This is a genomic window from Vibrio cincinnatiensis (genome assembly GCF_022113815.1).
GTDB lineage: Bacteria > Pseudomonadota > Gammaproteobacteria > Enterobacterales > Vibrionaceae > Vibrio > Vibrio cincinnatiensis_A.
On record NZ_SGOM01000007.1, the window covers coordinates 116,336 to 129,628 of the forward strand.

Here is a 13,293-nt window from a genome sequence, read left to right on the forward strand (position 1 = left end):
TTGTCGTTTTTGGCGATGAATGAAAAAAAATACCTGTGGAAAACCAGTAGCGGTGTTTTTGCTCTGCTGCTGGTTTTGCCAATTTTAGCGATATTTTATACCGCTGTTGGAGAAAGTGATGCATTATTTGTGCATCTCATGGCCACGGTGATGCCCACCTATATCTGGAATACCTTTCTCTTAACCTTCGGTGTCATGCTGTGTTCTTTTTTATTGGGAGTGCCTTGTGCTTGGTTCATGGCCATGTGTCGTTTACCCAGTGAAAAATATTTACAATGGGCGTTGGTTTTACCGTTAGCGATGCCGGGCTACCTCATTGGGTATATCTATACCGATTGGTTCGATTTTGCTGGCCCTGTGCAGATTTTTCTGCGAGAGATAACTGGGTGGGGGGCCGGGGATTATTGGTTTCCCGATATTCGCACTGTGGCTGGTGCGGTTATGGTATTGTCATTCGTTTTATACCCTTACCTTTATTTACTTTGCCGTGCTGCTTTTATGGAGCAGAGTGTATCGCTGCTACAAAGCGCTCGCTTGCTAAAATGCAGCCCATGGGAAAGTTTTAGGCGCATTTCTTTGCCCTTAGCTCGTCCTTCTATGGCTGTCGGTCTCTCTTTAGTCGCGATGGAAACGGTGGGGGATTTTGGTACGGTCAGTTACTTTGCGGTTAATACTTTAACCACAGCTGTTTATGATACTTGGCTGGGATATTCTAACTTGAATGCAGCAGCTAAGATTTCAGCATTAATGTTGCTTATTATTGTGTTATTGCTGAGCGGTGAGCGATACAGCCGTCGTAAACAGAAGTTATTTCAAACCCAGTTCAATAGTCATGAAGATTTTCGCTATTCCTTAACAGGATGGAAAAAATGGCTGGCGTTAACTTGGTGTTGGGGATTGGTGCTGATCGCCTTTGTTTTCCCGTTACTGCAGTTACTGAATTACGCCTTAATCTACTTTTCCGCAAGTTGGACAGTAGAGTTTCGCCAGTTTTCTTTCAATAGTCTTTCTGTTTCTATTTTGGCCGCCCTGGTAGCTGTTGTGGTCGCTCTGGTCGTTAACTTTAATGTTCGCCTACATGCTAAAAGAAACAGTGTTGCCTGTATGCGTATGGCTTCTTTGGGTTATGCCGTACCAGGAACGGTACTCGCTATTGGAATAATGGTGCCTGTATTAATGATGGATCATTGGGTTAATGATGTGGCGAAGTGGTTGAATTTGGGACGACCCGGTTTGATCTTTTCTGGTTCAATGTTTGCCATTATTTTTGCCATGGTAGTTCGGTTTTCCGCTGTGGCGATCGGGAGTATCGAAAGCAGCTTAAATAAAGTATCGCCATCGCTGGATATGGCGGCCAGAACCATGGGATGTAACGCCAATAGAATGCTCTGGCGAGTCCATTTTCCGTTGGTGAAGCGAGGCATGTTGATTGCCGGGTTATTGGTCTTTATTGAGTCGATGAAAGAACTGAATGCGGCATTATTGCTGCGGCCGTTCAATTTTGAAACTCTAGCCACCTATGTATATAACTATGCTTCAGATGAGCGATTGGAAATGGCAGCAATGCCTGCGATTCTACTTGTGTTGGTCGGGTTGATTCCCTTAGTTATTGTTAATCGTTCGTTGGAGCAAAATCACTAATGAATACGGCATTATCGATTAAAAATCTTACTTGTCAGTATGATGCTCAAACGGTACTGGAAGCGTTATCACTTGAGGTTGAACAAGGGCAAATTATTTGTTTGCTTGGAGCCAGTGGCTGTGGCAAAACCACGTTACTGAAAGCGATTGCTGGCTTATTACCTTTGAGTTCGGGTGAAATGAGCTTAAATGGTCGGCTTATCGACAATGGCCAACATTGGATACCTCCCGAACAGCGAAATATCGGTATGATTTTTCAAGACTATGCGCTATTTCCTCATTTAACCGTAGCCGAAAATGTGGCATTTGGTTTATGTGCTGATAAAGGAGGTAAGGCCCAGCGAAAAGTCGAGGAAATGCTTGAGTTAGTCCATTTAGGGGCGTTTGCAGAGCGTTATCCTCACCAACTGTCGGGTGGGCAGCAGCAACGTGTCGCCATTGCACGGTCATTGGCTTATAAGCCGGATCTGCTACTGCTTGATGAGCCTTTTTCTAATATCGATACTCAAGTGCGGCATGAGTTGATTGCTGAAATTCGTAAATTATTTAAAGCACAGGGCGTGACGGCTATTTTTGTGACTCATAGTCGAGAAGAAGCTTTTGCTTTTGCTGATAAAATGGCAGTGATGAATCGCGGGGTAATAGAGCAGTATGGTACGGCCTCTGAACTGTATTATCGTCCGGCAAGTCGATTTGTTGCAGACTTTTTAGGTGGTGGTAGTTATTTACCAGCTCAGTGTATAGATGCTGAACATTACCAAACTCATTTCGGGGTATTAAAAGCATTTGCACAGGGGGCAATGGAAAAAAGTCATCCATGTGATTTACTGCTACGTCCGCAACATGTTCATATCCAACCTGATCCTTTCAGCTCGGTAGTGGTGATTGAACAACAGTTTATGGGAGATCACTGCCGTTATGTTATTGATGCGCAAGGAACGAAACTGCTTGCAACCGCAACGAGTAGTGTTTCGATTGGTCAGCCAGTTTCAGTTACGATTGATGAACAGGGCATTTTGGCTTTTTAACTCGATGAATTAGCCCAGCAATGGCGCTGGGCTAATGGTGTGACAAAGACGTTGATGGTCTTTTATGATAAAGAGAGAAAGGCTTTCATTTGGTTTAAAACTTGCTCGGCTGTCGCCTTGTCTTCCATTTCAGCAAAAATTCTCAATAGCGGCTCGGTACCTGAGAAGCGGGCGATCACCCAACCGCCATTTTTAAAGTATACTTTTGCACCATCGGCGTAGCTGACCTTTTCTATCTCATACGCAAAATCAGGGAGCTGTTTATCCACATAGATTTTGTGATGAAGGGCCTCTTTTTCAGCAGCTTTAAAAGTGCAGTCACCTTCTGCGGTATAGGCATACCCGTAACGTTGGTAAATTTCATCCAGCAATTCTGAGAGTTTTTTACCTGTCACACTGAGCATTTCCACCAATAAACTTGAGGCAAAGACGCCATCTTTCCCTTTGATATGGCCTCGGATGGTTAAGCCTCCTGAGCTTTCTCCACCAATCAAAGAATCATCGGCTTCCATCTGTGAAGAAATATGTTTAAAGCCAACGGGAACCTCAAAGCATTGTTCACCATGGTCGGCGGCAATTTTATCCAGCAGGTGGGTGGTTGCAATATTGCGCACCACTGAACCTTTCCAGCCTTTATACTCTAATAAATAATAATAGAGCAGGATCAGTACTTCATTTGGGTGAATAAAATGGCCTTTCTCATCAATGATCCCTAGCCTATCGGCATCACCATCGGTGCCGATCCCAATATCGTAGCCTTCATTTTTGACCAGATGTTGTAAGCGATAAAGGGTGGCAGCACTGGGTGAAGGCATGAGTCCACCAAAATCAGGGTTTTTACCATCATTGATCACATCAACATCGCAACGCCCATTGATCAAAACCGTTTGTAGCGCATTTTTCGCAACGCCAAACATAGGATCGATCAATACGCGCAAATTTGCTTTTTTGATCGCTTCAATATCAATGGCATTAATGATTGAATCGACAAATTCGTTCATGGGGTTAATGATCATGACTTGTTGCTGGCTAACCGCATATTCGAAGTCTATAGAACGAACATCGTTACTACTTAAGGTTGATATTTGCTGTTCAATTTTTTGTGTGATGATCTCATCGGCATCTCGCCCGCCGCGAATAAAGACTTTAATACCATTGTAATCAGCAGGGTTATGTGAAGCGGTAATGCAGGCCGAATAAGCACAATCCATCTCTTTTGCTTTGAACATAACCACGGGTGTGGGGACAAATTTATTAATAAAACTGACGACAATACCGTTTCCGGCTAACACTTCTGCAAACCAGCGCCCTGCTTTGTCGGACAGAAAACGACGGTCATAGCCAATCACAAATCCCGACTGAGCAACTTGCTCTGCGTTGATAATATTGGCCAGTGCTTGAGCAACCAAACGAACGTTGTCTTTAGTGAATTCTTCACCAATAAAGGCTCGCCAGCCACCGGTACCAAATTGAATCATTTGTTGTACTCCTTGTATGGGCGCAGCATTACTACGCCCAGAATTGTTTAACCCATAATGGCTGTAACGTGGTTGATACTGCCTGCTGGTTGCGTGGGGATGTCATCGACTACCTGATCATTGAGGATGAGTGTTTTCACACCCTTACTGACTTTTTGTGGGTTTTCCACCTTGATCAGATAAGTCGCTCCACGCCATTGGCGCGTGATTTCAAATCCTGGCCATGAAGTTGGAATACAAGGATCAATGGTTAATGTATCAAAGCCACAGCGCACACCGAGTAAGTAGTTGGTGGTCGCATAGTAAGCCCAACCAGATGTTCCGGTTAACCAAGGGTGGTTGGCTCTGCCATGATCTTGATGATCGCGTCCCATAATAAATTGCACATAGGAATAAGGTTCTGCGACTCGAGTTTCTATTATGTCATTTTGGTTATAAGGGTTGAGAGCATCATAAAACTCCATCGCTCGATCTCCTCGGCCAAGTTTGGCCTCTGCAACCCATGCCCATGGGTTAGGATGCGAGAAGATCGCGCCATTTTCTTTCACGCCTTGATAGACACGGGTAACAAAACCGATGTCATCATTGGGAGTAGCAAAGGAAGGAGCATTGAGGTGTAAGCCGTATTTTGAGAAGAGATATTGATAAACGGCATCCATCGCTTTTTGACCACGCTCTGTGGAAACCGCGCCAGATAATACGGCGAGGGTGTTGGATTCTAAATGCACTTTTCCTTCTTGCTGTTCGAAAGTGCCAATTTTATCCCCATCTTTGGTTAAACCACGGATATACCATTCCCCTTGTTCATCCCATAAATGAGTTTCACAGGCTTGGCGTACCTTATCTGCCATTGCTTGGTATTTTTCTATGGCTACGTTATCGCCTCGATAGTTTGCGAGTTCTAAAAATGCTTCTAATGCCCAGTAGTGTAAGAAAGAAACCATCGCAGATTCACCACCGCCTAGGTTCAAGCAGTCATTCCAGTCAGCACGTAAACCTTTACAAATCCCCGTTTGACCCACATATTCAGCCGAGAAATCCAGGGCGGCCATCATGTGTTGATACACACTGGCTTCCCCACCATCCGCGTAAGGAATGACGAGGTCAATAAAATCCAGTTCTCCGGTTTCTTTAACATAGTTAATAATGGTAGGAACGATCCATAAGTGATCGTCTGAACATGTGTCTTTAATACCGTGAATTTTATCTTCGTCAGAAGGAGTAGGAACTACCGTCGGTGACTTGGAGGGTTTGACATCTGCTTTTTCTGGATCAAACCAATCAGGATCAAACAGGTGCAGACCGTAACCGGCTTTGACTTGCCCACGTAACAGATCCACCAGACGTTTGCGAGTCATCATCGGGTTAGTGTGAGGCACGGAAATCGCATCTTGCGCTGTATCTCGGTAGCCAAGTCCAGTACGTCCTCCTACCTCAATAAAGGAGGCAAAACGAGACCAAACCACGCAAGTTTCTGCTTGATAAAGCGTCCACGTGTTGATCATGGCATCTAACCCTTCATTCGGCGATTTCACTTGGAATTTAGCGCAACGTTCATCCCAGTGAGCTTTGATACCAGCAAAGGCGTTATCCACTTGATTTAAGTCTTGATATTTTTTACGCAGTTTTTCGCCATTACCTTTACCGACGCCAAGAATCACGGCAAAACGGACTGTCTCTCCCGGTTGTAGAACAAATTGCTTATGCAAGGCGCCACAATGGTTGTAACAGGTTTGTGCGCTATTAGAGCAATGGCCTTGTTCAAGCGCAATTGGGTTTGCTTCATCTCGATACATACCAAGGAAAGCATCACGTTGACCATCATAACTATCCGGATCAAAGGTCGCCGTTAAATAGTAAAAACCTAAGAAGTCATCGGTGTTGTAGTAGAGATCGTACTCAATCACACCATCGGCATACTCAGTTCCTGCTGAATACAGTGACATTTGATGGTTTTGGTTATCAGACACAATATGGCTAAAAGAGAACTCTACATAGTTGAAAGCACTGATCGTTCGCACTTGATCGGAAGTGTTTTCGATCACTACATCCCAAAGTTCGGCATCTTCCCCTTTTGGTACAAATAAGGTTTTGCTGGCAGTGATGCCGTTGTATTCACATTGAAACTTAGAATAAGACAGGCCATGGCGAACTTCATATTTTGCTTGGTCTAGGCTTTTGGCGACCGGTTGCCATGAGATTGACCAGTAATCTCCGGTTTGATCATCGCGTAAATAGACATAATGACCAGGGCGATCTTGCGTAAAGTTTGGACGAAACTTGGTAATGCGGTTGTATTCAGGAGAGTGGTAAAAAGAGTAACCTCCAGCATTATGAGAGATCACACTGCAAAATTTTTCCGTCCCTAAATAGTTAGTCCAAGGGGCGGGCACATCAGGGCGAGTGATGACATATTCACGATGTTCATTATCGAAATAGCCGTATTTCATGGTAATTTCCTTTTAAAACAGCGATACGGGGTATCGCTCATATCGATGCTAGAGAAAACGTGAGAGGCGGTGCTCTCGGTTTAGTTTTATGCTTTCCACGGTGCTCGGTAATGAATATCTTGCTTGTCCAAGAAAGGTAAATGTCCTTTAAGGCGAGCAAGATAATTGAGCCAGTGGCGTTGCGGTTTTTCCGTCCACCCAGCTTCCGCTAAGGCGGTGAGGCGAGGGTAGATCATGTAGTCCATACGTGATGTGTGATTGACTCGTTCACTCCATAAGGCACACTGAATGCCTAAAATGCGTTTTCGTAAAGGGTCGCCGTCAGCTAACTCGGCCAACGGTTCATAACGGTAAGCTCGTTCGAGGGGGATAACACCAGCCCAATCAGTGCCGGGTTCTTCGGGAGCATAATCTTGCACAATATCGAGATAGGTGAATTGACCAGGTTGTAAAATGACATCAAACCCTTGTTTAGCACACAGCAAAGCGGCTTGCTCGGAAAGCCAAGAATAGATAACCGTATCTTTACTGACTTTATTGCCGTGTTGAGCTTCTTCCCAGCCCACCATCCGTTTGCCTAGCGACTTGAGTTTTTTTTCGGCGTAGCGCAGTAGATGGCCTTGTAATTCTTTTGCATCCTGATAGCCATGTTCTGCCATTAAGGCCTGACATTTTGGGCTACCGCTCCAAACACCATGGGGTACTTCATCGGCTCCGATATGAATAAAATGGCTTGGAAAAAGGGCTGCAACTTCTTCTAGTACTAAATCAATAAATCGATAAGTCCCCGATAGTGCCGGAGAGAGAACATTATCGGTGTAGTACTGGATGCTACGATAAGTGGAGCTATCTTCTGGATCGATGAGCCAATTGGGTAACGATTTAACGGCTGCACGGCTATGACCGGGTATGTCAATTTCAGGGATAATGGTAATGCCACGTTTTTCAGCATATTCAATAACGTGTTTTATCTCCTGCTGAGTATAAAAACCACCATGCACTTCTGTTAGTTTGCTGTACTGGGGTTCGAGAGGCAGATCCATTCCGCGCCATGCGCCAATATCGGTCAGTTGTGGGAGAGATTTAATCTCAATTCGCCATCCTTCATCATCGGTTAGATGCCAGTGAAAGGTATTAAACTTATAGTGGGCTAATTGGTTTATGAGCCGCTTTACTTCCTCAATACTATAAAAATGGCGAGCACAATCGAGCATCATTCCTCGGTATGAGAAGCGGGGATGATCCTCGATACTGACTTGCGGAAAAGTTAACCCTTGTTGATCGGAATTAGCGAGTTGTAACAAGCTGGCACTGGCGTGAATAAACCCTTGCTGGCTACTGGCATCGACTCGAATGCTCTCTTGGTTAATGTTGAGATGGTAGCAACCTTCATTAAGAATAGGGTTTAACCGATAGGTAATACCGATCGCCTTGTCGCCCATCAACGTAAAATGGTGTAAGTGCTTGAGTTCTTCCGCTAACCAACAAGCGGCAGCGTCTGCCTGAGGGGTTTGTATATCCATCGAATGCTCAGGCGTGAGCTGGAATACTCCTTGATGTTGCTTTATCTGATTTGGGTATGGGATTAAACATAATTTAGCGGCTTCTACTGGTGGGAGTTCACTGCGCTCTCGGTAGGGGGAGGCCAGAGCAATAGGGGTAACGATGACGGAGTGGCGAGTAACAGGATGCGCTCCATTTAGTTGGATAAAGGCTTCTTTAAGGCCATCACTGTAAAAATGGAAAGGCGCTGTTTTTACACTGAATTCGCAGTAAAAATGCCGATTGGCAGCCAGTATTTCTTGCGCTGGAATGAGGGAACAAAAACTACCAACTTGCTGTAATTGACCCTGAGTTACTGTATCAACTTCAATGTAACGCTCAATCGAAAAATGCAAGCTCCAATCATGTAGATCTTGATCACTTAGGTTATGTAATGTTAGACCAAAACGGCAATGAGAAGGCTGTTCTGAGAGTACCGCTAAGTCTATTCGATAGTTCATATCCTATCCTTTATACAAGTTGTGTTCAGGTTTGCCAGCAAACATTAATGCGCCTTCAATCGCATCAAATTGGGCTGGGACAATCCATTGTTGAACGGGGGGAGAGAGCCAATCGACGATGCGTTCAGCAATGCTGCCCATTAAACAAAACTGTGTGGCCCCTTTGGCTCGAAGCGCAAAGATAAACATTTCCATATCACGAGCCGTTTTTTTGAGAAGCTCAATGGCGAGTGAATCACCTTGCTCTGCAAATAAAAAAACTTGTGGGCAGAATTGGCCATAATCTCGGGGAAGTGCGTTTTTAGACCAAGAAACAACGCGATCGATATCATCAGAAAAATGAGCGAAGATGGCGTCACTCAGCGCCGTTGCCGGGCGAATGCCATCATAAATTAAGACTAATTGTTGAATAAGATGTAGCCCCATTGCGGCTCCGCTCCCTTGATCGGAAATAGGGAACTCCCTTCCGCCCACAACATGTTGTTGACCTTGGTGAATGAATAAGCCACAAGATCCGGTGCCTGCGATCATAATTGCACCCTCTTCACCGTTATGGGCACCTAAACAAGCCCCGTAGGCATCGGTATTGAGAGTTATAGAGGCGAATGGATGAGGCTGCTGCATAAATTTAATCCAGCTTGTTTGATGTTCAGCACCAGCAAGTGCTAACCCAAGATGCATGTGAGAAAAGTGTTGCTTATTTAATCCACCTTGTTGAGCTGCTTGGTTAATGGCCGCGATGATCGACTGCATTGATGATTCAACGCCGAGCAAGATATTGGCACTTCCACTCTTTCCTTCACCGATGAGTGTTCCGTTTTGGTCTCGAATTCTGGCTCGACATGAAGTTCCTCCCCCATCGATGCCTACATAGTAAATCATCATTGACCGCTTCCTTGTTCGGGTAAAAAGTGGACAAATTGACAAGTGATCGCTAATAGATACCATGCCGCGTGAGGGAGCCATTGTTCACCCCAGCGCCAGTTTTGCAGCATGTCTTCTTTTTGATCGACGGGGTTAAAGGCGATATCGGTTTCATCTTCAAAGCCAGCAGTGATGCCATTGCAGATCCCCCCTTTGGCGTTAAAAAATCCTAAATGGGGCAAATAGTCTGGGTTATTTCGACCATGCCCATCGAGCATACACATGTCGTAAGGGTTAAGTCCTAAAATCCAATTCAATGCATCATTGGCTAAACCAAGTAGTGAGGATTGAGTGTTTACGTCACTTAAATAAGGTTGGGCAAGGTAAGCCATGGCAGCGAGAGAGGCTAAGCGAGCATTTTCTCCCTGCCACCAATAACCGCTTTCGTTGTCGTGAGCGATAAAAAAAGCGGAGCGTTTATTCCCTTGAGTATCACAAACATACTGCCGTGGATAACCAAAAGGATTATGAACTTGCTGAGTGATAGCCAGTTCAAATTGGCAAGCCCGTTCAACCACTTGCTGAATGTTTTTTTTATGGTTTGCACTCGTTTCGATAGCCAGATATTCACACAAAGCAATCACAGGCAATCCAGCTTCAGTGCCATGATAGTAAGGACGTGATCCATTGTGGTTGGCAGACCAAAAATACGTTTGTTGTTCATCACTGCGTTGTCGGGCCGACAGGCGTTGAGCCCAGTCTCGTGCTTCTAACTGGTATTGTTCTTGTTTCGTCGTACGATAAAGCTCGCAACAGGCCAGTAAGGCACAATATTCATCAATGATATTTTCTTGCCCATCATCTAAGTAAGAGAGGTTATGGGTTTTTAAATGGTGATATCCCCGTTCTGCCGCAGCAAGGTAGTCTTGACTAGAGTAATCCCCGCTGATCTCTAGCCTTGCTGCAGCCGCTAAAGCGGCGATCGCCATGCCACCGCCTTGACGAAATCCTGCTTGATATTGTGCCGATTTATGCCCTTGTTGAGTTGAATAGGCACAGATCTCCCGTTGCTTAATCTCTTTGCTCCATTGATCAAAGACGGTCATGTAAAAAAAACCCTCGGCGTTTTGCATTCGAACGAGAAAATCAGCACCAAACAACGCTTCTTCCATGAGACGAGTGCGAGAAAATGCAGCAAAACCCGAGTGATGCTTTAAAAGCGCTAACCCTTTGAGCATGTTCCAGACCACCATTGGTGTTTGTTGTGGGTTCAAATAGTTAGCGTAAGAAAGGTGGCTTAAGTATTTACTTACGTCACCAGAAGCATCGTACCAGCCTCCATGCACATCGGCAGTGGTTTGAGTGCCTAGAAGCGGTACGTGCTTGTCTTGCTTATCAAAAATGCCAGAGCATCGTTGTGATTTAAAATAGTGCAGTAAATCTGAAAAGGTAGATTGCATCAGTAACCCTTGCTGAATAACAAAGCAAGGGGACTGAGTGTTATCAACACAGAGATAAAACCTCCCTTCCTGAGTGATGTGAGAAAAGTCGAGCTGATGAAAATGGCCTTGATGCCAATTATCGACTCGCCCACCATATTTGATAGCAATATGAGCGACAGTTTGGTAACTATGAGCACACACCAACCTCGCTTCTTCAGTATATAAACCAGAGCTATAGGTCAGTAATATGGCTTGTTTGGGACCAAAAGTTTCATAGCCAATATGGTTGGTGAGCAATTGCATTTAACTTCTCCGCACTTCACACAAAAAGTGCGCTCAATCAACTGAGCGCAAAGTATTATCTTGTTAGTTTTCGTATAGATAACAGCGAACAAAGTGGTTGTCCGACAATTGGGTGACCGATGGCAATGCTTCTCGACATTTATCGCTAGCATGTAAGCAGCGCCCGGCAAATGGACAGCCAAGTGAATCGGGGGTCCAGAGTGGAATTTCCCCTTTATTACCTTTCAGCTTTTCATGGATCGATTTTTTCGGATCGGGAACGGCAGAAACAAGAAGCTGAGTATAAGGATGCTGCGGATCGTGAATGATCTCATCAGTATCTCCCCATTCAACCATATGTCCGACATACATCACGGCAAGGTCTTCTGCGATATAGCGTGCCGTTGCAATATCATGAGTGATGTAAAGTAGAGACATCTGTTTTTCAAACTTCATCTCTTCCATCAAGTTGAGTACCCCAGCACGAATAGATACATCCAGCATTGAGGTGGGTTCATCTGCAAGTACGACTTCTGCACCTACGGCGATATTTCGCGCTAAGTTGACCCGTTGTCGTTGTCCACCTGAAAGTTGGTGCGGGTATTTTTCGGCTGTTTCTTTGGGAGGAATCAGTCCAACTTGTTCAAGTAGGTCATAAACACGTTCTTGCAGTTCTTTCTTATTACCCGGTGTTACTTTTTTATGGATCAGTAACGGCCGAGCAATATGGTGAAAAATGGTATGCGTAGGGTTGAGTGATCCAAAAGGATCTTGCCAGACCATTTGTACACCTTCTCGGTAGTGCATCAGCTCTTTACGGGATTTTATGCCTAAAATATCCTTCCCTTTATATTCAATCGTACCTGAGGTTGGGGCATACATTTTGGCAATCATTTTTGCGGTGGTTGATTTACCCGAGCCAGATTCTCCTACGACGGATAGACCACGGCTTTTGTACATTTTGAATGATACGTCGTTAATGGCACGCATCATGGGTTGTTTCAGAGCATTACTGTTGATCGGGAAATCTTTGACTAAGTTTTTCCCTTCCACTAACAGCTCACCTAATGCTTTACTCATAATTGTCTCCAGAAATACGGTTATTGCCTGTGTCGCAGCCTATAGTTTTACTTGGGTTATCGGTTCGCCATAAAGATGGCAATTTGAGAACCGATTCGGCTCGATCTGGCGTAACTCTGTGGGCACTTTGGTGCAGGCTTCGTGGACGCGATCACAACGGGCCTGAAAGCGACAACCTTTCGGTATTTCAAGCAAGTTCAATGGGTTGCCAGGAATTCCTGTCAGTTTCGTTTTGGGCCCTGTTAATGGAGGGAAAGAACTACCCAACCCTTTGGTATAAGGGTGGAAAGGGCTTTCCAAAATTTGCTTGGATGGTGCGACTTCTATCAGCTCACCTGAATACATGATGCCAATGCGATCTGAAAACTCGACCATCAAAGACAAGTCATGTGTGATGAATAAAATAGAAAATCCAAACTCTTCTTTTAAGGCATAGATCTTTTGCAATATTTCCCGTTGAACGACCACATCGAGTGCGGTTGTTGGTTCATCCATGATGATCATTTTGGGGTTTAATGCTAAAGCTATCGCAATAACCAGACGCTGACGCATACCACCAGAAAATTGATGTGGGTAGTCATTTAATCGGCTTGGGTGAATATCGACAATTTCGAGTAGCCCTTCTGCTCGACGTTTGGCTTGTGCGCGAGTCATCGATGTATGACGCATAATCACATCACAGAATTGTTCTTCCATGGTGAGAACCGGGTTAAGTGCGTTCATTGCACTTTGGAATACCATGGACATTTCATTCCAGCGGAAAGATTGCATACGGTCATCACTGTATTTCAGGATGTTTTCACCGTTGAAAATGACCTCGCCTCCGGTGATAAATGCGGGCGGCTTATGCAGGCGCATCAACGAGAAAGCAACAGTGGATTTACCACAACCGGATTCGCCTGCTAGGCCAAATACTTCGCCGGGGGCAATATCAAAGCTGACATTGTTACAAGCTCGGACATCGCCGGCATCCGTAATGTAGTCAACGCAAAGGTTACGGATTGAGATTAGTGGTTCAGTCATGA

The 13,293-nt window shown here is 44.9% G+C and carries 9 protein-coding genes; 2 read left to right on the plus strand and 7 right to left on the minus strand.

From position 1 onward, the window contains the following. Window positions 1-15 precede the first annotated feature (15 nt). Both EXA13_RS10600 and EXA13_RS10605 read left to right on the plus strand, forming a co-directional pair. Window positions 16-1,641: an ABC transporter permease gene (locus EXA13_RS10600; RefSeq protein ID WP_238133156.1), complete on the plus strand. Its 1,626-nt coding sequence runs from the start codon at window positions 16-18 to the stop codon at window positions 1,639-1,641. Next, window positions 1,641-2,669 (plus strand): ABC transporter ATP-binding protein, encoded by a 1,029-nt coding sequence (locus EXA13_RS10605; RefSeq protein ID WP_238133157.1) that lies wholly within the window; start codon window positions 1,641-1,643, stop codon window positions 2,667-2,669. The genes EXA13_RS10600 and EXA13_RS10605 overlap by 1 nt, the downstream gene beginning before the upstream one ends. A gap of 62 nt (window positions 2,670-2,731) precedes the next feature. Here EXA13_RS10605 and EXA13_RS10610 read toward each other — a convergent pair whose 3' ends face one another. The 7 genes from EXA13_RS10610 to EXA13_RS10640 all read right to left on the minus strand — a co-directional run bounded on the left by EXA13_RS10610 (window position 2,732) and on the right by EXA13_RS10640 (window position 13,291). Continuing rightward, the gene (locus EXA13_RS10610; protein WP_238133158.1) at window positions 2,732-4,147 is read right to left on the minus strand and encodes a phosphoglucomutase/phosphomannomutase family protein; all 1,416 of its coding nucleotides are present in this window, start codon (window positions 4,145-4,147) and stop codon (window positions 2,732-2,734) included. A 47-nt stretch (window positions 4,148-4,194) separates the two neighbouring features. After that, window positions 4,195-6,597 carry a GH36-type glycosyl hydrolase domain-containing protein gene (locus tag EXA13_RS10615; RefSeq protein ID WP_238133159.1) on the minus strand — a complete coding sequence of 801 codons (2,403 nt, stop codon included), beginning with the start codon at window positions 6,595-6,597 and terminating at the stop codon, window positions 4,195-4,197. An 86-nt stretch (window positions 6,598-6,683) separates the two neighbouring features. Further along, complete coding sequence (locus EXA13_RS10620; protein ID WP_238133160.1) at window positions 6,684-8,600, minus strand: beta-N-acetylhexosaminidase; 1,917 nt, start codon at window positions 8,598-8,600, stop codon at window positions 6,684-6,686. Between the two features lie 3 nt (window positions 8,601-8,603). Next, complete coding sequence (locus EXA13_RS10625) at window positions 8,604-9,485, minus strand: N-acetylglucosamine kinase (RefSeq protein WP_238133161.1); 882 nt, start codon at window positions 9,483-9,485, stop codon at window positions 8,604-8,606. Next, on the minus strand, window positions 9,482-11,209 hold the full coding sequence (locus EXA13_RS10630; RefSeq protein WP_238133162.1) for a glycoside hydrolase family 9 protein: 1,728 nt from the start codon (window positions 11,207-11,209) through the stop codon (window positions 9,482-9,484). The genes EXA13_RS10625 and EXA13_RS10630 overlap by 4 nt, the downstream gene beginning before the upstream one ends. Window positions 11,210-11,272: 63 nt before the next feature. Further along, on the minus strand, window positions 11,273-12,268 hold the full coding sequence (locus EXA13_RS10635) for an ABC transporter ATP-binding protein (RefSeq protein WP_154115296.1): 996 nt from the start codon (window positions 12,266-12,268) through the stop codon (window positions 11,273-11,275). 39 nt (window positions 12,269-12,307) lie between these two features. Continuing rightward, a complete protein-coding gene (locus EXA13_RS10640) occupies window positions 12,308-13,291 on the minus strand; it encodes an ABC transporter ATP-binding protein (protein WP_238133163.1) in 984 nt (327 codons plus the stop codon). Window positions 13,292-13,293: the final 2 nt, after the last annotated feature.

Excerpts from the sequence above, each read along its gene's own strand:
- EXA13_RS10600 (WP_238133156.1), top strand. The coding sequence starts at position 16 with ATGAATGAAAAAAAATACCTGTGGAAAACCAGTAGCGGTGTTTTTGCT.
- EXA13_RS10605 (WP_238133157.1), top strand. The coding sequence starts at position 1,641 with ATGAATACGGCATTATCGATTAAAAATCTTACTTGTCAGTATGATGCT.
- EXA13_RS10610 (WP_238133158.1), bottom strand. The coding sequence starts at position 4,147 with ATGATTCAATTTGGTACCGGTGGCTGGCGAGCCTTTATTGGTGAAGAA.
- EXA13_RS10615 (WP_238133159.1), bottom strand. The coding sequence starts at position 6,597 with ATGAAATACGGCTATTTCGATAATGAACATCGTGAATATGTCATCACT.
- EXA13_RS10620 (WP_238133160.1), bottom strand. The coding sequence starts at position 8,600 with ATGAACTATCGAATAGACTTAGCGGTACTCTCAGAACAGCCTTCTCAT.
- EXA13_RS10625 (WP_238133161.1), bottom strand. The coding sequence starts at position 9,485 with ATGATGATTTACTATGTAGGCATCGATGGGGGAGGAACTTCATGTCGA.
- EXA13_RS10630 (WP_238133162.1), bottom strand. The coding sequence starts at position 11,209 with ATGCAATTGCTCACCAACCATATTGGCTATGAAACTTTTGGTCCCAAA.
- EXA13_RS10635 (WP_154115296.1), bottom strand. The coding sequence starts at position 12,268 with ATGAGTAAAGCATTAGGTGAGCTGTTAGTGGAAGGGAAAAACTTAGTC.
- EXA13_RS10640 (WP_238133163.1), bottom strand. The coding sequence starts at position 13,291 with ATGACTGAACCACTAATCTCAATCCGTAACCTTTGCGTTGACTACATT.